This window comes from Blastococcus aurantiacus (assembly GCF_900102425.1).
In the GTDB taxonomy this organism is placed as follows: domain Bacteria; phylum Actinomycetota; class Actinomycetes; order Mycobacteriales; family Geodermatophilaceae; genus Blastococcus; species Blastococcus aurantiacus.
Genome location: NZ_FNBT01000007.1, coordinates 127480 through 147272, shown reverse-complemented (window position 1 = coordinate 147272; position 19793 = coordinate 127480). Strand labels below are relative to the sequence as shown.

General features: G+C 75.3%; 22 protein-coding genes. 7 read left to right on the top strand and 15 right to left on the bottom strand.

Annotation, left to right across the window (positions count from 1 at the left end; genetic code table 11):
- Positions 1-373: 373 nt before the first annotated feature.
- Positions 374-1279: an oxamate carbamoyltransferase subunit AllH family protein gene (locus BLS70_RS15180; protein ID WP_255362494.1), complete on the top strand. Its 906-nt coding sequence runs from the start codon at positions 374-376 to the stop codon at positions 1277-1279.
- Positions 1280-1286: 7 nt separating this feature from the next.
- Here BLS70_RS15180 and BLS70_RS15175 read toward each other — a convergent pair whose 3' ends face one another.
- On the bottom strand, positions 1287-1748 hold the full coding sequence (locus BLS70_RS15175) for an SSI family serine proteinase inhibitor (RefSeq protein WP_091769697.1): 462 nt from the start codon (positions 1746-1748) through the stop codon (positions 1287-1289).
- 94 nt (positions 1749-1842) lie between these two features.
- Between BLS70_RS15175 and BLS70_RS15170 the strand changes: the two genes are divergently transcribed.
- Entirely contained in the window at positions 1843-2373 is a 531-nt protein-coding gene (locus tag BLS70_RS15170; protein ID WP_091769695.1) for a phosphoribosyltransferase, read from the top strand.
- 12 nt (positions 2374-2385) lie between these two features.
- Here the strand turns inward: BLS70_RS15170 and hisG are convergent, their stop codons facing one another.
- The 7 genes from hisG to rpe all read right to left on the bottom strand — a co-directional run bounded on the left by hisG (position 2386) and on the right by rpe (position 7764).
- Positions 2386-3252 (bottom strand): ATP phosphoribosyltransferase, encoded by an 867-nt coding sequence (gene hisG / locus BLS70_RS15165; protein ID WP_091769693.1) that lies wholly within the window; start codon positions 3250-3252, stop codon positions 2386-2388.
- A gap of 90 nt (positions 3253-3342) precedes the next feature.
- On the bottom strand, positions 3343-3606 hold the full coding sequence (locus BLS70_RS15160) for a phosphoribosyl-ATP diphosphatase (RefSeq protein ID WP_091769691.1): 264 nt from the start codon (positions 3604-3606) through the stop codon (positions 3343-3345).
- Positions 3603-4124: a 6,7-dimethyl-8-ribityllumazine synthase gene (gene ribH, locus BLS70_RS15155; protein ID WP_091769689.1), complete on the bottom strand. Its 522-nt coding sequence runs from the start codon at positions 4122-4124 to the stop codon at positions 3603-3605. The genes BLS70_RS15160 and ribH overlap by 4 nt, the downstream gene beginning before the upstream one ends.
- A complete protein-coding gene (locus tag BLS70_RS15150; RefSeq protein ID WP_176946439.1) occupies positions 4121-5434 on the bottom strand; it encodes a bifunctional 3,4-dihydroxy-2-butanone-4-phosphate synthase/GTP cyclohydrolase II in 1314 nt (437 codons plus the stop codon). Before BLS70_RS15150 ends, ribH begins: the two co-directional genes overlap by 4 nt.
- Positions 5431-6039, bottom strand: a complete 609-nt coding sequence (locus BLS70_RS15145; protein ID WP_091769687.1) for a riboflavin synthase — start codon at positions 6037-6039, stop codon at positions 5431-5433. The genes BLS70_RS15150 and BLS70_RS15145 overlap by 4 nt, the downstream gene beginning before the upstream one ends.
- Before the next feature lies 1 nt (position 6040).
- Complete coding sequence (gene ribD, locus BLS70_RS15140; RefSeq protein WP_091769685.1) at positions 6041-7096, bottom strand: bifunctional diaminohydroxyphosphoribosylaminopyrimidine deaminase/5-amino-6-(5-phosphoribosylamino)uracil reductase RibD; 1056 nt, start codon at positions 7094-7096, stop codon at positions 6041-6043.
- Entirely contained in the window at positions 7093-7764 is a 672-nt protein-coding gene (rpe, locus tag BLS70_RS15135; protein ID WP_255362493.1) for a ribulose-phosphate 3-epimerase, read from the bottom strand. The genes ribD and rpe overlap by 4 nt, the downstream gene beginning before the upstream one ends.
- A gap of 63 nt (positions 7765-7827) precedes the next feature.
- Between rpe and BLS70_RS15130 the strand changes: the two genes are divergently transcribed.
- The 5 genes from BLS70_RS15130 to BLS70_RS15110 all read left to right on the top strand — a co-directional run bounded on the left by BLS70_RS15130 (position 7828) and on the right by BLS70_RS15110 (position 11593).
- Positions 7828-8376 (top strand): hypothetical protein, encoded by a 549-nt coding sequence (locus BLS70_RS15130; protein ID WP_091769683.1) that lies wholly within the window; start codon positions 7828-7830, stop codon positions 8374-8376.
- A gap of 52 nt (positions 8377-8428) precedes the next feature.
- Complete coding sequence (locus BLS70_RS15125; protein ID WP_091769681.1) at positions 8429-8980, top strand: hypothetical protein; 552 nt, start codon at positions 8429-8431, stop codon at positions 8978-8980.
- Between the two features lie 222 nt (positions 8981-9202).
- Positions 9203-9502, top strand: a complete 300-nt coding sequence (locus BLS70_RS15120; protein ID WP_143030428.1) for a hypothetical protein — start codon at positions 9203-9205, stop codon at positions 9500-9502.
- A 102-nt stretch (positions 9503-9604) separates the two neighbouring features.
- A complete protein-coding gene (locus BLS70_RS15115; protein WP_091769677.1) occupies positions 9605-9925 on the top strand; it encodes a cold shock domain-containing protein in 321 nt (106 codons plus the stop codon).
- Between the two features lie 90 nt (positions 9926-10015).
- On the top strand, positions 10016-11593 hold the full coding sequence (locus BLS70_RS15110; RefSeq protein ID WP_091769675.1) for an HNH endonuclease signature motif containing protein: 1578 nt from the start codon (positions 10016-10018) through the stop codon (positions 11591-11593).
- A 10-nt stretch (positions 11594-11603) separates the two neighbouring features.
- Here BLS70_RS15110 and BLS70_RS15105 read toward each other — a convergent pair whose 3' ends face one another.
- The 7 genes from BLS70_RS15105 to coaBC form a co-directional block, all read right to left on the bottom strand.
- Positions 11604-12992 (bottom strand): RsmB/NOP family class I SAM-dependent RNA methyltransferase, encoded by a 1389-nt coding sequence (locus tag BLS70_RS15105; RefSeq protein WP_439645389.1) that lies wholly within the window; start codon positions 12990-12992, stop codon positions 11604-11606.
- Positions 12993-12997: 5 nt separating this feature from the next.
- The gene (gene fmt / locus BLS70_RS15100) at positions 12998-13990 is read right to left on the bottom strand and encodes a methionyl-tRNA formyltransferase (protein ID WP_255362492.1); all 993 of its coding nucleotides are present in this window, start codon (positions 13988-13990) and stop codon (positions 12998-13000) included.
- Entirely contained in the window at positions 13927-14472 is a 546-nt protein-coding gene (def, locus tag BLS70_RS15095; RefSeq protein ID WP_091769671.1) for a peptide deformylase, read from the bottom strand. The genes fmt and def overlap by 64 nt, the downstream gene beginning before the upstream one ends.
- Complete coding sequence (locus BLS70_RS15090; RefSeq protein WP_091769669.1) at positions 14469-15194, bottom strand: aspartate/glutamate racemase family protein; 726 nt, start codon at positions 15192-15194, stop codon at positions 14469-14471. The genes def and BLS70_RS15090 overlap by 4 nt, the downstream gene beginning before the upstream one ends.
- A 28-nt stretch (positions 15195-15222) precedes the next feature.
- Positions 15223-17178 (bottom strand): primosomal protein N', encoded by a 1956-nt coding sequence (locus BLS70_RS15085; protein ID WP_091769667.1) that lies wholly within the window; start codon positions 17176-17178, stop codon positions 15223-15225.
- 56 nt (positions 17179-17234) lie between these two features.
- Positions 17235-18428 (bottom strand): methionine adenosyltransferase, encoded by a 1194-nt coding sequence (metK, locus tag BLS70_RS15080; RefSeq protein ID WP_091769665.1) that lies wholly within the window; start codon positions 18426-18428, stop codon positions 17235-17237.
- A 116-nt stretch (positions 18429-18544) separates the two neighbouring features.
- Entirely contained in the window at positions 18545-19786 is a 1242-nt protein-coding gene (gene coaBC, locus BLS70_RS15075; RefSeq protein ID WP_500784404.1) for a bifunctional phosphopantothenoylcysteine decarboxylase/phosphopantothenate--cysteine ligase CoaBC, read from the bottom strand.
- Between the last annotated feature and the right edge of the window lie 7 nt (positions 19787-19793).

The window sequence follows — 19793 nt, the reverse complement described above, 5'->3', positions numbered from 1 at the left end:
AGTGGACAACGTCGTCGACGTATCACTCTGCGTCACGTCGCGTCCCCCTTCAGTTGCCGATGAGGCCCTGGCGTACCGGAAGCCTGTCAGGACTCCCTGGACGCCGACACCTATTCTTGGCGACTTCCGCCATAAGAGGGCGTGCGACGCGCCGCATAGGTTCGAAGCCCGCTCATCCCCGCTCGCAGCGATGCTAGGCCGTCACCCCGCACCAGGCGGCACCTGCCCCTCTGCGTCCGGCTCCCGGGCGGGACCTGGGCGGGGGCCGTGGCCCCACTGGCGAGAGGCCGCCATGCGAACGATCGACGAGACGACGGACAGGGACGACCGTCCGGGGGCGACCGCGACGCGCGGCCGAATACCGCGCACCGGGGTGTCCACCATCCCGATCCCCCGCAGGACCGCGGCCGCGGGACCCGCCCTGGGGCAGGTCACCGCCGTGCCGGCCGCGGCCAGCACCGGTGTCGCCGCGCTGCTGCGCGGGCCGGTCCGCCGCGCCCGGGTCATCGCGAGCACGCCGACCGGCGTGTACCTGCACGTGTCCGGCGAGCGGGACGGTGACGTCGTGGGTGTGCTCACCAGCGACGCGGTCCGGCTGCCGCTCGGCTGCGTGCTGCGCCGGCCCAGCACCGGCCGCCCGCTCGTGCCGCCGACCGCGACGGCCGAGGTGGGCGGCGGCCGCGTCGTCGTCGGTGATCTGGTCGTGAGCGCCGCGGCGTGGTGGGACCCGCGCCCCCGGCTGCCCAGCGCCCGCCCCGCCCTGCTCCCCGAGGGCGTCCGCCAGCTGCGCACCACCCTCTACGGCGACGGCGTCCCGCACAGCGCCTTCGGGCTGCCCGGGCTGCCGACCGGCCCCGGCGGACCGCTGGCCGCGCTGCGCGGCGCCGTCCGGCGGGCCGACCTCGACGCCGCCCTCCGCACCGCGACCAGGCTCATCGGCATGGGCCCGGGCCTGACGCCCGCCGGCGACGACGTCATGGCGGGCACCGTGGCCGGCCTCGTGCTCCTCGGCCACCCCGCCGCCCCGCGCTTCGCCGCAGGGGTCAACGCGCTGGCCGCGTGCCGCACCACGGAGCTGTCCCGCGCGGTGCTGCGGCACGCCGCGGCCGGCCGCGTCAGCAGCGAGTACGCCGCGGTCCTGCACGCGCTCGTCGGGGAGCGGCCGCTGGCACCTGCCGTGGACGCGCTGCTGACGTCGGGCTCCACGGGCAGCCGTGCCACCGCCCTCGGGCTGTGCACGGCCATCGACCTGGTCGAGCGCACCACGCGGGTGCGCTGACCCGGACTCAGCCCGCCGGCGCGGGCACCACGGGGACCAGCGCGTCCCACTGCGCGATCCGGCACCCGTCGACACGGGACAGGTCCAGCTCCACCGGCTCCCCGCCCCAGCGGCCGATCACGCGCGCGGTCTCCGGGCCGCCGTACTGCTGGCTGCAGACGACGTCCTCGGGCAGCGGGGCGAACGGGCGCTCCATGCCGGCGAGGTGGTCGCAGGCCGCCTGCGCGTCGGGGTGACTGCCCTCGACGAAGCCCACGCAGGTGAGCGTCCAGGTCTGCGGTGCGCTGCCGTCGCCCAGGTCGACCTCGATCTGCAGGTCGTTGTCGGCCTGGGAGATGCCGCCCGCCGCGGGGTCGCTGCCGGTTCCCTCCGCCGTGCCCTCGGCTGCGGACGAGCGGTCGTCACCGGAACCACAGCCGGCCACCACGAGGACGGCTGCGAGCACGAGGAGCGGCAGGAGTCGGCGCATGCCCGTGTGACGAGTGAGGGCGCCGGAGAGTTTCCCGCTGTGACGGTCGCGCCGGTAGAGTCCGTGGGCAACGACGAGGGGGCACACTCCCCCGGTGACCGCGGCCCGGGACGCCCTGCTCGCCCACTTCCGCTGGAGCGGCGGTCACGCCGACGTCTGGCGCGTCTTCGCCGACGCCGACGCACTGGCGGCCGTCATGACCGGACTCGCGGACTCGTGGCGCGACGAGGGCATCACACGTGTCGTCGGCATCGAGTCGCGCGGCTTCCTGCTCGGCGCCGCCGCTGCCGTGTCCCTCGCGGTGGGCTTCGTGGCGGTGCGCAAGGAGGGCGGGCTGTTCCCCGGACCCAAGGTGACGGTCGAGGCCGCGGAGGACTACCGGGGGCTGCGCCACCGCCTGCGCATGCAGGCCGTGCTGGACCCGCGCGACCCCGTGCTGCTCGTGGACGACTGGGCGGAGCGCGGCAGCCAGGCCGCCGCCGTCCAGCACCTCGTGGAGTCCACCGGCGCCACGTTCGCCGGCGTCTCGCTGCTGGTGGACCAGCTCCGACCGGCGGCCAGGACGGCTCTGGGCCGGGTCACCACCCTTGCCACCGCTGACGAGCTCGGTGACCCCGGCGCCTGAGCGCCGCGGGGCCTAGAGGCGGGAGGCGTGGATGCTGGTGACGAGGATGGCGCGGGCGCCGAGCTCGTAGAGGTCGTCCATCACCTGGTTGGTCTCGCTGCGCCGGACCATGGCCCGCACCGCCGACCAGCCGGAACGCTGCAGCGGGCTGACCGTGGGGCCCTCGATGCCGGGGGTGATCGCCGTGGCCCGCGCCAGGATGTCGTCGGGGCAGTCGTAGTCGAGCATCACGTACTGCCGGGCGACCAGGACGCCCTGGAGCCGACGCCGCAGCTGGGCCACCGCGGGGATCTCCTCGGCACCCTCGCGACCGACCAGGATCGCCTCGCTGGCCAGCACCGGCTCGCCGATGATGTGCAGCCCGGCCGCGCGCAGCGTCGTCCCGGTCTCCACCACGTCGCAGACGGCGTCGGCGACGCCCAGCCGGCACGCGGTCTCCACCGCGCCGTCCAGCTTGACGACGTCGGCCTTGATGCCGGACTCCTCGAGGTGGCGCTGCAGCAGCACGGGGTAGGCGGTGGCGATGCGCCTGCCGGCCAGCTGGTCGACCCGCTCGATCCCCGAGCCGACCGGTGAGGCGAAGCGGAACGAGGACCGCCCGAAGCCCAGTGGCATGACCTCGACCGCGGCCGGCCCCTCGCCGTCGAGCGGCGCGGTCTCCAGCAGCATGTCCCGGCCGGTGATGCCGACGTCCAGCGTGCCGGCGGCGACGTAGACGGCGATGTCCCGGGGCCGTAGGTAGAAGAACTCGGTGTCGTTGTCAGGGTCGAAGACGACGAGGTCCTTGGTGCTGCGCCGCTGGCGGTAGCCGCTCTCGGCGAGCATCTCCGCAGCCGGCTCGCTCAGGACGCCCTTGTTGGGCACGGCGATGCGCAGCACGCGGACACTCCTCAGACGTGAGCTGACAGGGCGGCCCTCCTGCAGGGCCCCGCTGCGAGCTCGCGAGCAGTGGGGGGCAGGAGGGTCCTTCTACAGGTGAGCGTAGACGTCGTCCAGGGTCAGACCCCGGGCGAGCATGAGCACCTGCACCCGATAGAGGAGCTGGCTGATCTCCTCCGCCGTGCGCTCCTCCCCCTCGTGCTCGGCGGCCATCCACGACTCGGCCGCCTCCTCGACGACCTTCTTGCCCGCGGCGTGCACGCCGTCGCGGACCGCGGTGACGGTGCCCGAGGCGGGATCGCCCTCGGCGACCTTGGCCGCGAGCTCGGCGAACAGCGCGTCGAACGTCTTCACGACCGGCCTCCGGCGGGGACGGCGCTGAAGCCGGTGGTGCGCTGCGGGCCGCGCAGGTCGCGGAGGGTCAGGGCGGTGGTCAGCGCGGCGATCGCGGCCTCCCAGCCCTTGTCCTCCTTCGAGCCGGGCAGCCCGGCGCGGTCCCGCGCCTGCTCCTCGGTGTCGCAGGTGAGGACGCCGTTGCCGACCGGCCGGGAGGCGTCGAGCGCGACCCGGGTGAGGCCGGCGGTCACGGCGTCGCACACGTACTCGAAGTGCGGCGTCCCGCCGCGGATGACGACGCCGAGGGCGACCACGGCGTCGTGCCGCTCGGCCAGCGCCTGGGCGACGACCGGCAGCTCCACGGCGCCGGGCGCGCGGACCACGGTCGGCTCCGGCACCCCGCTGGCCCGGGCGGCCTCGAGGGCGCGGGCCAGCAGGCTGTCGGTGAGCTCGGCGTGCCAGGTGGTGACGACGATGCCGAGGGTCAGGCCCGCGGCGTCCACCGGCTCGACGACGGGTGCGCCCGTGCCGCTCACGAGGGCTGCTCGTCGACGCGCAGGGGGACGTTCTCCGGGATCGGGTCGGCGTGCGGAGGCTTTCCCGGGGCCTCGGGCTCCGGCTCGATGATGTCCAGGAGGTGCCCCATCCGGTCCCGCTTGGTGCGCAGGTAACCCAGGTTCTGGCTCGTCACGTGGCTGGGCAGCGACACCCGGCCCAGCACCTTGAGGCCGTACCCCTCCAGGCCGGCGCGCTTGGCCGGGTTGTTGGTGAGGAGCCGCATGGTGTGCACGCCGAGGTCGACCAGGATCTGCGCCCCGGTGCCGTAGTCACGGGCGTCGGCCGGCAGGCCCAGGTCGAGATTGGCGTCGACGGTGTCGGCCCCGAGGTCCTGCAGCTGGTAGGCCTGCAGCTTGTGCAGCAGGCCGATGCCCCGGCCCTCGTGCCCGCGGATGTAGAGCACGATGCCGCGGCCCTCGTCGGCGACGGCCTGCAGCGCCGCCTGCAGCTGGGGCCCGCAGTCGCAGCGCAGCGAGCCGAAGACGTCGCCGGTGAGGCACTCGGAGTGCACGCGCACCAGCACGTCCTCGCCGTCGCCGATGTCGCCGTAGACGAAGGCCACGTGCTCGCGCTCGTCGTAGGAGCTGCGGTAGCCGACGGCGGTGAAGGTGCCCGGGGTCAGCGGGACGATCGCCTCGGCCACCCGCTCGACCAGCTTGTCGAAGCGCTTGCGGTAGGCGATCAGGTCGGCGATGGAAACCATGACGAGGTCGTGCTCGTCGGCGAAGACGCGCAGCTCCTCGCCCCGCGCCATGCCGGTCGGGTCCTTCTCGCTGACGATCTCGCAGAGCGTGCCGGAGGGGCTCAGCCCGGCGAGCACGGCGAGGTCGACGGCGGCCTCGGTGTGGCCGGGCCGGCGCAGCACGCCGCCGTCCTTGGCGCGCAGCGGGACGATGTGCCCCGGCCGGGAGAGGTCGCGCGAGGTCGCGTCTGGGTTCGCGAGCGTCCGGATCGTCGTGGCCCGGTCGGAGGCGGAGATGCCGGTGGTGACGCCTTCGCGGGCGTCGACGGTGACGGTGTAGGCGGTGCCGAGGCGGTCCTGGTTCACCCGGTGCATGGGCGGCAGGTCCAGCCGGTCGGCGTCGGCCTCGGTGACCGCCACGCAGATGTAGCCCGAGGTGTACCGGACCATGAAGGCCACGAGGTCGGGCGTGGCCAGCTCCGAGGCGAAGATGAGGTCGCCCTCGTTCTCGCGGTCCTCGTCGTCGATCACGACGACCGGGCGGCCGTCCTTGATGGCGGCGATCGCCGTCTCGATGCTGTCGAGCCGGGTCAGAGGTGTGGTCACCGACGTGCCTCCAGCAGTCGTTCGACGTACTTGGCGATCACGTCGACCTCCAGGTTGACGGGGTCCCCCGGGGCGCGCGTGCCCAGCGTCGTCTCGCGGAGGGTGGTGGGGATCAGGCTGACCTCGAACCAGGGCTCGGGGTCGGTGGCCGCGCTCACGGCGCTGACGGTCAGCGAGACGCCGTCGACGGCGATGGAGCCCTTCTCGACGACGTACCGGGCCAGCCCCGCCGGCAGCGCGATGCGGAAGACCTCCCAGTGGGTGCTGGGCTCGCGGGTCAGCACGGTCCCGACGCCGTCCACGTGCCCCTGCACCATGTGCCCGCCGAGGCGGGTGTGGGCGGTGACGGCGCGCTCCAGGTTGACCCGGGTGCCCTCGTCCGCCTTGCCGAGGCTGCTGCGGCGCAGCGTCTCGGCCATGACGTCGGTGCTCCAGACGCCGTCGCGGACGTCGGTCACGGTCAGGCAGACGCCGTTGACCGAGATGGAGTCGCCGAGGGCGACGTCCTGGAGCACCTTGTGCGCCCGGATCTCCATCCGGGCGGCGTCGGTCTGCTCCTCGCGGACGACGAGCGTGCCCACCTCTTCGACGATGCCGGTGAACACCTCAGCTCCCTTCCAGGACGGACTGTCGGGCCCCAGTGTGCCGGGTGGGCAGCAGGCGGAGCTGCACGTCCCCACCCATGGGGAGGATCTCGACCGTCTCGAAGGACAGCGCATCGGCGATCGAAGAGATTCCCAGGTCGCCCACCAGGGCAGGGCCGGCGCCCAGGAGCTTCGGTGCGAGGTGCACCACGGCCTCGTCGACCAGCCCGGCGCGGAGGAAGGCGGCGGCCAGGGTCGGGCCGCCCTCGAGCAGCACCCGCCGCACGTCGCGGTCGTAGAGCTCGGCCAGCAACTCGGCCGGGTCGGCAGCCCGGCTGACGAGCGTGGGGGCGGCGTCGTCCAGTACGCGGGCGCCCTCCGGGAGGCGCCCCCGGCGGTCGACGACGACCCGGAGCGGCTGCCGCTCGGCGTCGCGACCGTCGGCGTCGCGCACGGTGAGCTGGGGGTCGTCGGTCACGGCGGTCCCGGAGCCGACGACGACGGCGTCGCAGGTGGCGCGCAGCCGGTGGACGGCGGCGCGCGCCTGCTCGCCGGTGATCCAGCGGCTACTCCCGTCGGCGGCGGCGACCCGGCCGTCGAGGGTGGCGGCGACCTTCCAGACGACCTGCGGGCGGTGCTCCCGCACCCCGGTCAGCCACGGTCCCAGTGCTCCGAGCTCGGCCTCGTCCTGCTCGACACCTACCTCGACGTCGATGCCGGCCGCGCGCAGCCGGTCGGCTCCCCCTGCGGCGAGTTCCGTGGGCTCCGGGACGGCGACGACCACGCGGGCCACCCCGGCGGCGATCAGCGCGTCGGCGCACGGCCCGGTGCGGCCGGTGTGCGCGCACGGCTCGAGCGTCACGACGGCGGTGCCGCCGCGGGCTCGCTCCCCCGCTGCCGCGAGTGCCCACACCTCGGCGTGCGCGCCGCCGGGCGGCTGGGTCGCGCCCTCGCCGGCGACCGTGCCGTCGGCCGCGAGGACGACGGCACCGACGGCGGGGTTCGGGCTCGTGGTGCCGAGGACCGAGGCGCCCAGCCAGCGGGCGCGCGCCATCGCCCGCCGTTCGGGGTCGGTCATCCGGACATCGCCGCGGCGGCCTGCGCGCGCAGCGCTGCGATGGCCTTGGCGGGGTCGTCGGCGCCGTAGACGGCGGAGCCCGCGACGAACATGTCGACGCCGGCCTCCGCGGCCTGCTCGATCGTGTCGGCGTTGATGCCGCCGTCGATCTCGACGAGAAGCGTGAGGTGGCCGGCGTCGACCAGCTCCCGCGCCCTGCGCGCCTTGGGCAGTACGTCGGCGATGAACGACTGCCCGCCGAAGCCCGGCTCGACGCTCATGACCAGCAGGGTGTCGAAGTCGGGCAGGACGTCGAGGTAGTCCTCGAGCGGGGTGCCGGGCTTGATGGCCAGTCCGGCCAGCGCTCCGGCGGCGCGCAGGTCACGGGCGACGGCGCGCGGGTCGGTGCAGGCCTCGGCGTGGACGGTGACGTTGCGGGCGCCCATCTCGGCGTAGCCCGGCGCCCACCGGTCCGGATCCTCGATCATCAGGTGGCAGTCCAGCGGGACCGGACTGACCGCCTGGATCGCCTGGGCCACCGGCAGGCCGAGGGTCAGGTTCGGGACGAAGTGCGCGTCCATGACGTCGACGTGCAGCCAGTCGGCGTCCGCGACGCGGGCGACCTCGTCGGCCAGGTGGGCGAAGTCGGCGGAGAGCAGGCTGGGCGCGATCATGGGCTGCCGGGACACGGACGGAGTCTAGGTGGGGCGGAACCGTGTTCCTGCCGCCTCCGGGTGCCCTAACCTGCGCGCGTGACGGACGGCACACGGGCTCCCACCCGGGAGATCGGCGACGACGCGACGGCGAAGGTCGCCGAGCGTGCCCGACACAACCTGCGCGTGGTCGCGCTGGGCCTGTCCTCCCTCTCCGTCGGGTTCGTCCTCCTCCGGTTCGACCCGGCTCGATGGTCGGCGGAGGGGTGGACGACGGCAGCGGCCTTCGCGGCGCTTCTGGGGGCGATCGTCTGGCTGGCGTTCGGTACCGCAGCGGGACGCCGGCGGGAGAGAAGCCGGCTGATCGCGGAGTACGCCGTCGTGCACCACGTCGACCCGGGGCCGGGGCGCCGCGCGCCCGCTGACCGCCAGGCGCAGCAGATGGCGCGCGAGTGGACGTGGCTCCTGCTGCTCCCGCTGTTCCTCGCGCCGCAGCTGGCGCTCGCCTCCTGGGAGCGCCTCGCCACCGCCGTGCCGGGCGCGGTGCTGGTGTCGATCGGTTGCGTCGTGCTCCTGGCCGACAAGCTGCGCCTGACGCGGGCCGCCCGGCGCTGGCTGGCCGATCCGCCCGGTCCCCCGCGCGACTGACCGCCGGGCGCGGATGGGCTCGTCGGGCCGACGGGTGCCCTAGCCTGCGCGCGTGACCGACGCCACCCGGACGCCCGCCCGCGAGCTGGCCGACGACGCGACGGCGGAGGCGGCCCAGCGCGCCCGGGAGACGCTGGCGACCCAGTGCGGCACCCAGCTGCCGCTCCTGGCCGGCGCCGCGTTGCTGCTCCTCGAACCGGCGTCGCGGACGGCGGCGGCGTGGTTCGGCGTGGCTGCTGTCCTGCTCCTGGTGGCCGGGGCGGCGGTGTGGCAGTTCGGCACCGAGCGCGGTCGGGAGGACCAGGCCGGGGTGCTGCTGGCCGAGTACGCGGTCCTGCGCTCGGTCGATCCCGGCGTCGGCCGACGCGAGGCAGCGGACGCCACCGCGGAGGGCTTCGTCGCCGGCCGCTACATCGCCTGGTCGCTGGCGCTCGCCGCGGTCGGTCTCCTGCTGGCCTTCGGGCAGTGGGACCAGCCGGCATGGGCCGTGCCCGGAGCGGTCCTCGTGGTCGTCGGCGCGGTGGTCCACCTGTACGCCGCCGAGCGCGAGGCCCGCGCCGGGCGACGCTGGCTCGCCGGTCCGCCCGGCCCGCCGCGGGACTGATCGACGTCGGCCGGAGGAGGAACGCTGGCGTGTGGGACAGCGCGTACGTCCGCTGGATCGCCGGCGCCTGGGCGGTGGTCGCGGTCGTCGGCTGGGCGTCCGACGCGCTGATCGGTTGGGAGCAGGGCGGGTGCGTGCCGTTCGTGCTCGCCGTCCTCGTCTGGCGCCGGCTCTGGCACCCCTACGGCACGCGGCTCACCCGCATGGCGACCGCTGCGGCGCTTGCGCAGGCACGAGGACCCCGATCCGGAAGTGCGGGCGGCGACGCAGGACCACGCGCGGGAGTCACTGACCCGCTCGCCGTGGCCGGCGTGGGGGCTGCCCCTCGTTCTGGCGGCCCGGGCCGTCGGCTGCGCACTCGTCGGGTGGCAGCGGGAGGACGGCTGGGACGCCGCTCCTGCCCCGGCTCTGCTCGCCGTCGCGGTCGGCGCCGTGGTCGTCGACCGGATCTCCCGGCAGCGCGCCCGCCGCTGGCTGGACGACCCGCCGTACGCCGAGCGGGCGGTCGACCAGGTCGGCTGACCGCTGTCCCCCCCTCACGGTGGACGTGTGGTCGCTGCTCGATCGGTGGGTTGGCGCGTCGCATCCCGGCACCTGATCAGGCGTCGCCGCGATACTGGGTGCATGACGTCACGAGGCGAGGTCCGCGTGTGGCATGCCGAGGAGGGATGGGGAGTCCTCGACTCCGCGGCCACTCCGGGCGGCTGCTGGATGCATTTCTCAGCCGTCCTCGTCCCCGGGTACAGGGAGCTCGATGCCGGACTGACCGTGGAGTTCACCTTCGAGGCGGCCGAACAAGACGGGTACGCCTTCCGCGCCGTCGAGGTATGGCCTGCTGACCAGGCGCCGGTGCGAAGCAGTGTTGAGGTGTCCGGAGCCTCCCCGGCCTACCACTCCACGCTGACGCTCGCTTTCGACAGCGAGGACGAGACCGGCGGGTCCTGACCCCACGGCGCCTCACGTCGACGGGGCCGGCTGTGGGCTCCGCTGTCGCACCGGCTGGAACTGTCACACCCCGCACCTATCGTCGAACGCATGTTCGACATGGGCGGCGGCTACGGAGTGGCGGTGTCGGTCACGCCGCTGACCACCGTGCCGTGGCCCGAGCAGCCACTGCCGGTGGGCGTGACCGCCCGGCCGGGCCGGCTCAGCGACCTGCTGCCGGTCGCCGCCCGCACCGACGGTGAGATCGCCGCCGAGCTGCAGCGGCTGGTCCAGGTGGAGTCGGCGCTGGCCGCCTACAAGGCTGAGCTGGTCGCCGGGCTGGCCGGGCGCCGCCCCGACAGCGCGGACCGGGTGCTCGGCGAGCCGGGTGCGGCGTCGGAGGGTTGGTCACCGGGGCCGGGGCGGGAGCCGACGGCCGGTGTGAGCGAGTTCTTCGCCGATGAACTGGCTCTGGTCCTGAACTGCTCACGCACGGCCGCCACCGTGCTGGCCGACACCGCCTGGGTGCTGGTGGAGCGGCTGCCGTCGACGTGGGCGGCGCTCGCCGACGGCGAACTGGACTGGCCGCGCGCACGTGCGCTGGCCGTCGAACTTGCCGACGCGGCCCGTGACCTCGAGCCGGTGGTCCTCCAGCGGATCGAGGCGGCTCTGCTGCCGCGCGCGGCCACCGTGTCGGTGTCCCGGCTGCGGGCGCTCGCACGGGCGGAGCTGCTCCGGGTGGACGCCACCGCCGCGGACCGCCGCCGGAAGCGGGCCGAGCGCTGCGCTGACGTCACCCTCACCCCCGTCCGCGACGGGATGGCCGAGCTCCGCGCCTTCCTGCCCCAGCCGCTGGCCGCCGCGATCCGCGAGGCGGTCGACGCTCACGCCCGCCTGGCCTGGGGCGACGGCGATTCCCAGCCGATCGGTCAGCTCCGGGTCGGCGTCCTGGCCGATCTGGTCCTCCGTCCGTGGGACGACTCCCGGCCGCCGGTCACCGCGCACCTGACCGTGTCGGCGGATCTGGGCACGCTCCTGTCCGGGGCCGCGGCACAGGGCGACTGCGCCGCACCCGCCGGGTCGCCGGCCGATCACTGCGCTCCCGCGTCACCGGCGGAGGTCGACGGCGAACCGATCACCGCCGGGCACCTGCGCAAGCTGCTCGAACAGCTGGACGCCCTCTGCCCCGGCGGACTCCAGGCGCCGGCGGGCGGCACGCTGCACCTTGCGCTGACCGACCCGTCGACCGGAGCCCTGCGCGCCGTGGTCACCCGGCATGAACTCGAGCGCCTCGTCCGCCGTGGCTGCCTGTCCCACCGGGACGGTGACTGCCGGTGCGCGCTGCTCGACCGTCCGGCCGCCGTGGACCGCTACCGGCCGAGTCCCGCCCAGCGTCGCTACACGACCACCCGGGACCGCACCTGCCGGCATCCCGGCTGCCGCAACTCCGCGGGCCGGACGGACCTCGACCACGTCCTCCCGCACGAAGACGGCGGGAGGACGACCTGCGAGAACCTGTGCTGCCTGTGCCGTCGGCACCACCGGCTCAAGACCCACGCAGCGGGCTGGCGCTTCACGATGACCGCCGACGGCACGCTCACCGTCCGCACCCCCAGCGGGGTCACCCGGGCCACCCGACCACCCGGCCTCCGCATCCCCGAGCCGGACGACGAGCCGCCGCCCTTCTGAGACGCCGGTATCAGCGGATGCGGCGGAGCAGCGCCATGAACATCGCGTCGGTGCCGTGCCGGTGCGGCCACAGCTGCCCGTAGTCCCCTCGCGCGATGCCCGGCACCTCCGGGAACAGCGGCGCGACCGGCAGCACCTCGACGTCATCGCGGGCGGCCGCCACCTCGACGACGCCGACGGTCTCCTCGGTGTGCGGCGAGCAGGTCACGTAGGCGACCACTCCCCCGACCCGCACCGACGCCAGCGCGCTCGCCAGCAGCTCCACCTGCAGCTCCACCAGCGGGGCGACGTCCTCGGGCGTGCGCCGCCAGCGCACCTCGGGACGACGGCGCAGCGCGCCCAACCCCGTGCACGGCGCGTCGAGCAGCACCCGGTCGAACGACCCGGCCTGCCACGGGGCCTCGCGGCCGTCGGCGGCCAGCACCTCGACGTCGGCCTCGTCCCGCAGCGCCTGGCGGACCAGGTCGGCGCGGTGCGGAGCACGGTCGGCCGCGGTCAGCCGCACGCCCTCGGGCCGGACGGCCGCCAGTAGCCCCGCCTTGCCGCCGGGGCCCGCGCACATGTCCAGCCAGGCGGCGTCCGGGCCCTCCAGCGGCGCCCGGGTCAGCAGCAACCCAGCGAGCTGGCTGCCCTCGTCCTGCACGGCCGCCCGCCCTGAGCGCACCGAGGCCAGCCGTCCCGGATCACCGCCGGGGAGGCGGACGGCGAAGGGCGAGTAGGGGCCAGGTGATCCGCCGGACTCCTCGACCAGCTCCGCCCGTGCCACCCGGCGGGCCACGAGGTGCACCTCCGGCGCGGCGTCGTCGGCCATGAGCGCCGGCTCGAGCTCCTCCTCGCCACCCAGGGCGTCGCGCCACGCGTCGACGATCCAGGCCGGGTGGTCGGTGGCCAGGGCGAGCTGCTGCTCGCGATCGCCACCGAGCGCGTGTAGCCACTGCATGCGGTCACCGCCGGCGGCGACCTTGCGCAGCACCGCGTTGACCAGCCCGGACGCGCCGGTGCCCACGATCGCCCGGGCTAGGTCCACGGTGGTGTCGACAGCGGCGTGCGACGGCACCCGCAGGTCGATCAGCTGGTAGGCGCCCAGCCGGAGGAGGTCGAGCACGCGCGGATCGAGCTCCCCCAGGGGTCGGTCGACCAGCCCGGACAGCACCGCGTCCAGCGTGCCGGCCGCCCGCAGGGTGCCGTAGGCCAGCTGGGTGGCGAAGGCGGCGTCGCGGGTGTCGAGGCCGCGCTCGCGGAGCAGCTGCGGCAGCAGCAGGTTGGCGTACGCGTCACGGGACGTCACGCCGTCGAGCACGTCGTAGGCGGTCAGGCGGGCGCCGTCCAGGGGACGCCGCCGCGTGGCGGGGTGCGGGCGCTTCCCGCGCCGCGGCCCTCCGGCCGGACGCTGGGGCAAGCGGGTCACCCCTCCCCCAGCCGGTCGCCGGCGGACAGGCGGGCGCCGCGCGCCCAGTCGCCCGCCGGGATCATGCGCTTGCCGGCCGGCTGCACCTCGCCCAGCCGCACGCTGCCGTTGCCGGTGCCCACGAGGACGTCGCGGCCCACACCGCCCAGCTCGCCGGCCGCCAGTTCCGGGCCGTCGGCCACGGGCGTCACCGGGCCGAGCCGCAGCCGGTCGCCGCGCCACGTCGTCCAGGCACCGGGCGCGGGTGTGACCCCGCGGATGCGCCGGTCGACCACGTGGGCGGGCAGCGCCCAGTCGACGCGGGCGTCCGCCGGCTCCACCTTCGGCGCGAGGCTGATGCCCTCGGCCGGCTGGGGCTGCGGCTCCAGCGCCCCTGCGGCGATGCCGTCGAGCGTGGCCACGAGCAGCTGGGCGCCGCTCACGGCCAGCCGCCCCAGCAGGTCTCCCGCCGTGTCGCGGGGCCCGATCGCCTCCGTGACGGTGCCGTAGACCGGTCCGGTGTCCAGGCCGGCCTCCAGGCGGAAGGTCGCCGCACCGGTGATCTCGTCGCCGGCCATGATCGCGTGCTGCACGGGTGCGGCGCCCCGCCAGGCGGGCAGCAGCGAGAAGTGCAGGTTCACCCAGCCGTGCGCGGGCAGGTCGAGCGCCGACTGCGGGATCAGCGCCCCATAGGCGACGACCGGCGCGCAGTCGACGGCGAGGTCGGCCAGCTGCGCCAGGAACTCCGGCTCGCGCGGCGACCGCGGCTGCAACACCGGCACCCCGGCGGCATCCGCGCGCTCGGCGACCGGGGACCGGCTGGACTTCCGGCCGCGGCCGGACCGCGCGTCCGGCCGGGTGAGGACGGCCGCCACCTCGTGCTCCGAGGCCAGCAGCGCCTCCAGGGAGGGGACGGCGGGGGCCGGGGTGCCGGCGAACAGGACCTTCAGTGCGGGCTCACTTTCACGATGGGAGCAGGGGCCGGCAGGTAGGCGCCCATGCCGGCCCACTCGGCCGCCTGCAGCTCGGCCAGCGCCTCGGTGCGGGCCACCTCGTCGAGGCGGTCGACGAACAGGACGCCGTCGAGGTGGTCGGTCTCGTGCTGGATGGCGCGGGCCAGCAGCTCCGAGCCCTCCACGCGCACCGGGTCGCCGTGCATGTTCCAGCCTGAGGCCACCACGTGCAGGTGACGCCGGCAGTCGTAGCGCAGCCCCGGGATCGACAGGCAGCCCTCGGGCCCGTCCTGGATCTCCTCGCCCACCGCGGTGACGTCGGGGTTGACCAGGTGGCCGACCTCGCCGTCGACGAACCAGGTGAACACGCGGAGGCCGACGCCGATCTGCGGGGCGGCCAGCCCGGCTCCGCCGGCCGCGTGCATGGTCTCGGTGAGGTCCGCGACCAGCTGCCGCAGTTCGGCGTCGAAGTCGACGACCGGGGCCGCCGGTGTGCGGAGCACGGGGTCGCCGTACAGCCGGATGGGGGTGACGCTCACCCGTCGATCGTAGGCGGCACCGCGGGCGGCTCTCCCGCCAGCGCGGCGCGCACGGCCGCTGCGACGTGCAGCGCCGTCGTCGGGAAGGTCGGGACGTCGACGTCGTCCGGCCCGACCAGCAGCTCGATCTCCGTGCAGCCGAGGATCACGCCCTGCGCGCCGCGGGCGACCAGCCGGTCGACCACCTCCCGGTAGGCCTGCCGGGACTCCTCGCGGACGACCCCGAGCACCAGCTCCTCGTAGATGACCCCGTGCACCAGGTCGCGGTCGGCCTGCTCGGGGACGACGACCTGCAGCCCGGCCGCAGTGAGCCGGTCGGCCAGGAACGGCTGCTCCATCGTGTAGCGGGTGCCCAGCAGCCCGACCCGGGTGAGCCCGGCCGCGGTGATCGCCTCGGCGGTGCTGTCGCCGATGTGCAGAAGCGGGACCTCGAGGCCGGCGGTCACCGCGTCGGCCACCGTGTGCATCGTGTTCGTGCACAGCAGGACGATCTCCGCCCCGGCCGCCTGCAGGGAGCGGGCGTCGGCGGCCAGCAGCTCGCCGGCGCGGTCCCAGTCCCCGGCTTCCTGCAGGCGCGCGATCTCCGCGAAGTCCACCGACAGCAGCACGCACCGGGCGGAGTGCAGTCCACCCAGCTGCTCGCGCACCGCTTCGTTGAGCAGCCGGTAGTACAGCGCGCTGCTCTCCCAGCTCATCCCGCCCAGCAGGCCGATCGTCCGCACGGCCGCATCCTGGCAGGTCCGCGCCGACTCAGACCAGATCGAGCGGGTCCAGCTGCACACGCACGTGCTCGGGCACCTTCTTCGCGCTGCGCACGCCCTGCACCTCGGCCAGCGCGTGCGCGAGCGCCGCACCCGCGGCCCGCGGCACCCGCACCAGGTAGCGCTCCCGCTCCCCCTCCTGACCGGGGCGCGGCCGCTCGGGCACCGGCCCCAGCAGGTCGGCACCATCGGGCAACCGCAGCGCCTCGAGGAACTCGGCCAGCGCCGCCGGCGAGCCGGAGGCCGACGCCATGCGCGTGGCCGGCGGGAAGCCCAGCTCCCGGCGGTCGGCCAGCTCGCGGGCGGCCAGCCAGGCCGGGTCCCACCGCACGAGCGCCTGGACGACGGGGTGCCCGGCGTCCGCGGCCACGACCACGTGCCCACCGGCGGACGCCGGGCGGACCAGCGCCGCGGCGTTCATCCAGCGCCGCAGGGTCTCCTCCCCCGCCCGCAGGTCGGCCCGGCCCAGCAGCGCCCACGAGTCGAGCAGCAGCGCGGCGCCGTACCCGCCCTCGGCCACCGGCTCCGCCCCCGGGGTCGCCACCACGAGCGCCGCGCCACCGGGCACCGACGCCAGCACCCCCGACGTGCTGCCCGACGTCCGCACCGCCGCCCCGGGAAAGGCCCGGGCCAGTTCCTCCGCGGTCCGCGACTCGCCGATCACCGAGGCCCGCAGCTTGGTGCCGTGGCAGTGCGGGCAGTCGAAGGTGGCCGCCGGGCGCGCGCACCAGCGGCAGGCCGGGATCCGCGTGCCGCCCGGACCCGGGCGCGGGGAGATGCCCAGCGGCCCGGCGCAGTGGGCGCAGCGGGCCGGCGCCCGGCACCGCGCGCACGCCAGCGAGGGCACGTAGCCGCGCCTGGGCACCTGGACCAGCACCGGGGTGTCCGCCGCCAGCGCCTTGCGCGCCGCCTCGTGCGCCAGCGACGGCAGCCGGGCCGACCGCGCCGCGGCGTCCCGGGCCAGCTCGAAGTCCTCGCCCAACGCCTGCACCCGCGGCGCGGCGGCACGCAGCACGGTGCGGTCGGCCACCAGCTCGTGCGCCCAGCCGGACTCCACGAGCAGCGCACCCTCGGCGGTCCGCGAGGTGCCCGCGACGACGGCGGCGCAGTCGTCGAGCCACGCACGCTGCACCAGCACGTCGCGCGCGTGCGGATAGGGCGCCCGCTCCTCGGAGTGCAGGTCGTCGCCGTCGTCCCAGACCACCACCAGGCCCAGGTCACGGACCGGCGCGAACATCGCCGCGCGCGTGCCCAGCACCACCTGCGCCGCACCCCGGGACGCCGCCAGGAAGGAGCGGTAGCGCTTCTCCGGCGAGTCGTCGGCCCGCAGCACCGTGAACGAGTGCGCCGGCAGCAGGCCGGCCGCGGCTGCGGCGAGCCGGTCCAGGTCCTTGCCGTCGGGCACGACGACCAGCGCGCCGCGCCGGCCCGACAGCGCGGCACGGCAGAGCTCGACCAGCCGGGCGGGCCAGTCCTCCCCAGGCAGCGCCGTCCAGACCGCCCGCGCGGGTCGGCCCTCCGCGAGCGCGTCGAGCAGTGCCGGCCCGGCCGTGTAGCGGGCGAACCCGGCAGGGTCCGGCGGCTCCGGCAGCGCGTCGGGCGTCGGGCTCTCCCGCTTCTCCGCCGCGGCGCGCCGGGGCGGGAGGGCCAGCCGGAGGACGTCGCTGGCGGTCCCGGCGTAGCGGTCGGCGACCGTGCGCACCAGCCGGGCGACCTGCGGCGTGAGGACCGGCTCTCCGGAGGGGACGTGCGAGAGCGGCTGCAGCGCGCCGGCGAAGTCGGTGGAGTTCCCCAGCTCCCACACCACGCCGTCGACCAGCCGGCCGTGGAAGCGCACCCGTACCCGGCACCCGGCCTGCACGGTGTCCTCGAGCTTCTCCGGGACGGCGTAGTCGAACGGCCGGTCCAGGTGCGCCAGGGGCACGTCGACGACGACCCGGGCCACGCGCGGCAGGCGCGCGGGACCCGGGTCGTCGGTCGGAGCGGGGGTGCCCAGTGGGGTTACTGGCCTACGGCCGCGCGGAGGGCGTCGACGCGGTCGAGGCGCTCCCAGGGCAGGTCGACGTCGGTGCGGCCGAAGTGGCCGTAGGCCGCCGTCGGGGCGTAGATCGGACGCAGCAGGTCGAGGTCGCGCACGATCGCGCCCGGGCGCAGGTCGAACACCGAGGTGATCGCCTTCTCCAGCACGTCGTCGGCGACGGTGCCGGTGCCGAAGGTCTCGACGAACAGGCCGACCGGGTGCGCGGCGCCGATGGCGTAGGCCACCTGCACCTCGCAGCGCTTGGCCAGGCCGGCGGCGACGACGTTCTTGGCCACCCAGCGCATCGCGTAGGCCGCGGAGCGGTCCACCTTCGACGGGTCCTTGCCCGAGAAGGCGCCGCCGCCGTGCCGGGCCATGCCGCCGTAGGTGTCGACGATGATCTTGCGGCCGGTCAGCCCGGCGTCGCCCATGGGGCCGCCGATGACGAACTTGCCGGTCGGGTTCACCAGGAGGCGGTAGCCGTCGGTGGGCAGGCCGAGGGCGGCCAGCTCCGGCTCGACGACGAGCTCCTTGATGTCGGGGGCGAGCAGCTGGTCGATGGAGATGTCCTCGGCGTGCTGCGAGGAGACCACCACGGTGTCGACGGCGACCGGCTTGTCGTCCTCGTAGATCACGGTGACCTGGGTCTTGCCGTCGGGACGCAGGTAGGGCACGGAGCCGTCCTTGCGCACGGCCGACAGGCGGCGGGCCAGGCGGTGGGCCAGCGCGATCGGCAGCGGCATGAGCTCGGGGGTCTCGTCGGTGGCGTAGCCGAACATCAGGCCCTGGTCGCCGGCGCCCTGGCGCTCCAGCTCGTCCTCGGCCGAGCCGGTGCGGGCCTCGTAGGCGGTGTCGACGCCCTGGGCGATGTCGGGCGACTGCGCGCCGATGGAGACGCTGACGCCGCAGGACGCGCCGTCGAAGCCCTTGCGGCTGGAGTCGTAGCCGATGCGCAGCACCGTCTCGCGGACGATGGAGGCGATGTCGACGTAGCCGGCGGTGGTCACCTCGCCGGCGATGTGCACCTGGCCCGTCGTGATCATGGTCTCGACGGCGACGCGGCTCTTCGGGTCCTGGGCGAGCATGGCGTCCAGGATCGAGTCGCTGATCTGGTCGGCGATCTTGTCCGGGTGCCCCTCGGTGACCGACTCGGACGTGAAGAGACGGCGTGACATGGCGGTACTCCTGGGTCGCTGGACACGAGACGGCGAGCCGCTCGCTACCACGACTCGGGGGGCACGTTACCCGCCCGGGACGGGCAGATCGTCGGCGCGGGTGCGCCCGGGGACGGCTATGCCTGGACGGGTGACAGGCGGGACGCCACCACGGTCCAGATGCCGGCGGCCACGGTGTCCTTGGGGCCGCGTGGGATCTCGGTGCTCTCCCCGTCGGCGGCCAGCACCACGACCGCGTTGTCCGACTGCCCGAAGACCAGGTCCCCGGAGACGTCGTTGACCACCAGCAGGTCGCAGCCCTTGCGGGCCAGCTTGGCCCGGGCGTGGGTGAGCACGTCGGCGTCGGCGTCGCCGGTCTCGGCCGCGAAGCCCACCACCAGCTGCCCCGGCGCCCGCTTGGCGACCAGCTCGGCGAGGACGTCGGCGTTGCGGACCAGCGGCACCGAGTCCGGTTCCCCCGCCGAGTCCTTCTTCATCTTGGCGCCGGCGACGCTGGCGGGGCGGAAGTCGGCGACCGCGGCGCTCATGACCACGACGTCGGCATCCGCTGCCTGCGCGTGCATCGCCGACCGCAGCTCCTCGGCGGTGCCCACCGGCACCACCCCCACGCCGAACGGGGCGGGCAGCTCGACGTTGGCCGCGACCAGCACGACCTCGGCACCCCGGGCGGCGGCGACCCGGGCCAGCGCCCAGCCCTGCTTGCCCGACGAGCGGTTGCCCAGGTAGCGGACCGGGTCCAGCGGCTCGCGGGTGCCACCGGCGCTGATGACCACCCGCCGGCCGGTGAGGTCGTGCGCGAGCGCCGCTGCTCCGGATCCCAGCACCACGGTCGCCAGGGCGGCGATGTCGGCGGGCTCTGGCAGCCGGCCCGGCCCGGAGTCGGGGCCGGTGAGCCGGCCCACCGCGGGCGGCAGCACGACGGATCCGCGGCGGCGCAGCGTGGCGACGTTGTCCTGCGTGGCCGGGTGCAGCCACATCTCGGTGTGCATGGCCGGCACGAACACCACCGGGCAGTGCGCGGTGAGCAGCGTGGCGGTGAGCAGGTCGTCGGCCCGGCCGGCCGCGGCGCGGGCCAGCAGGTCGGCGGTGGCCGGCGCGATGACGACGAGGTCGGCCTCCTGGCCGATCCGCACGTGCGCCACCTCGTCGACGTCGGACCAGACGTCGGTCGTGACCGGATGGCCGGACAGCGCCTCGAACGTCGCGGCACCGACGAAGTGCAGCGCCGACGGAGTGGGGACGACGCGGACGTCGTGCCCGGCCTCGGTCAGCGCGCGCAGCAGCAGGGCCGCCTTGTAGGCGGCCACGCCACCGCTGACGCCCAGCACGATCCGACTCATGCGCTCATCCTGCCGCAGACACGAC

Coding starts and splice junctions, on each gene's coding strand:
- BLS70_RS15115 (WP_091769677.1), top strand. CDS start 9,605: ATGACGTCACGAGGCGAGGTCCGCGTGTGGCATGCCGAGGAGGGATGG.
- ribD (WP_091769685.1), bottom strand. CDS start 7,096: ATGACCGACCCCGAACGGCGGGCGATGGCGCGCGCCCGCTGGCTGGGC.
- BLS70_RS15110 (WP_091769675.1), top strand. CDS start 10,016: ATGTTCGACATGGGCGGCGGCTACGGAGTGGCGGTGTCGGTCACGCCG.
- BLS70_RS15175 (WP_091769697.1), bottom strand. CDS start 1,748: ATGCGCCGACTCCTGCCGCTCCTCGTGCTCGCAGCCGTCCTCGTGGTG.
- metK (WP_091769665.1), bottom strand. CDS start 18,428: ATGTCACGCCGTCTCTTCACGTCCGAGTCGGTCACCGAGGGGCACCCG.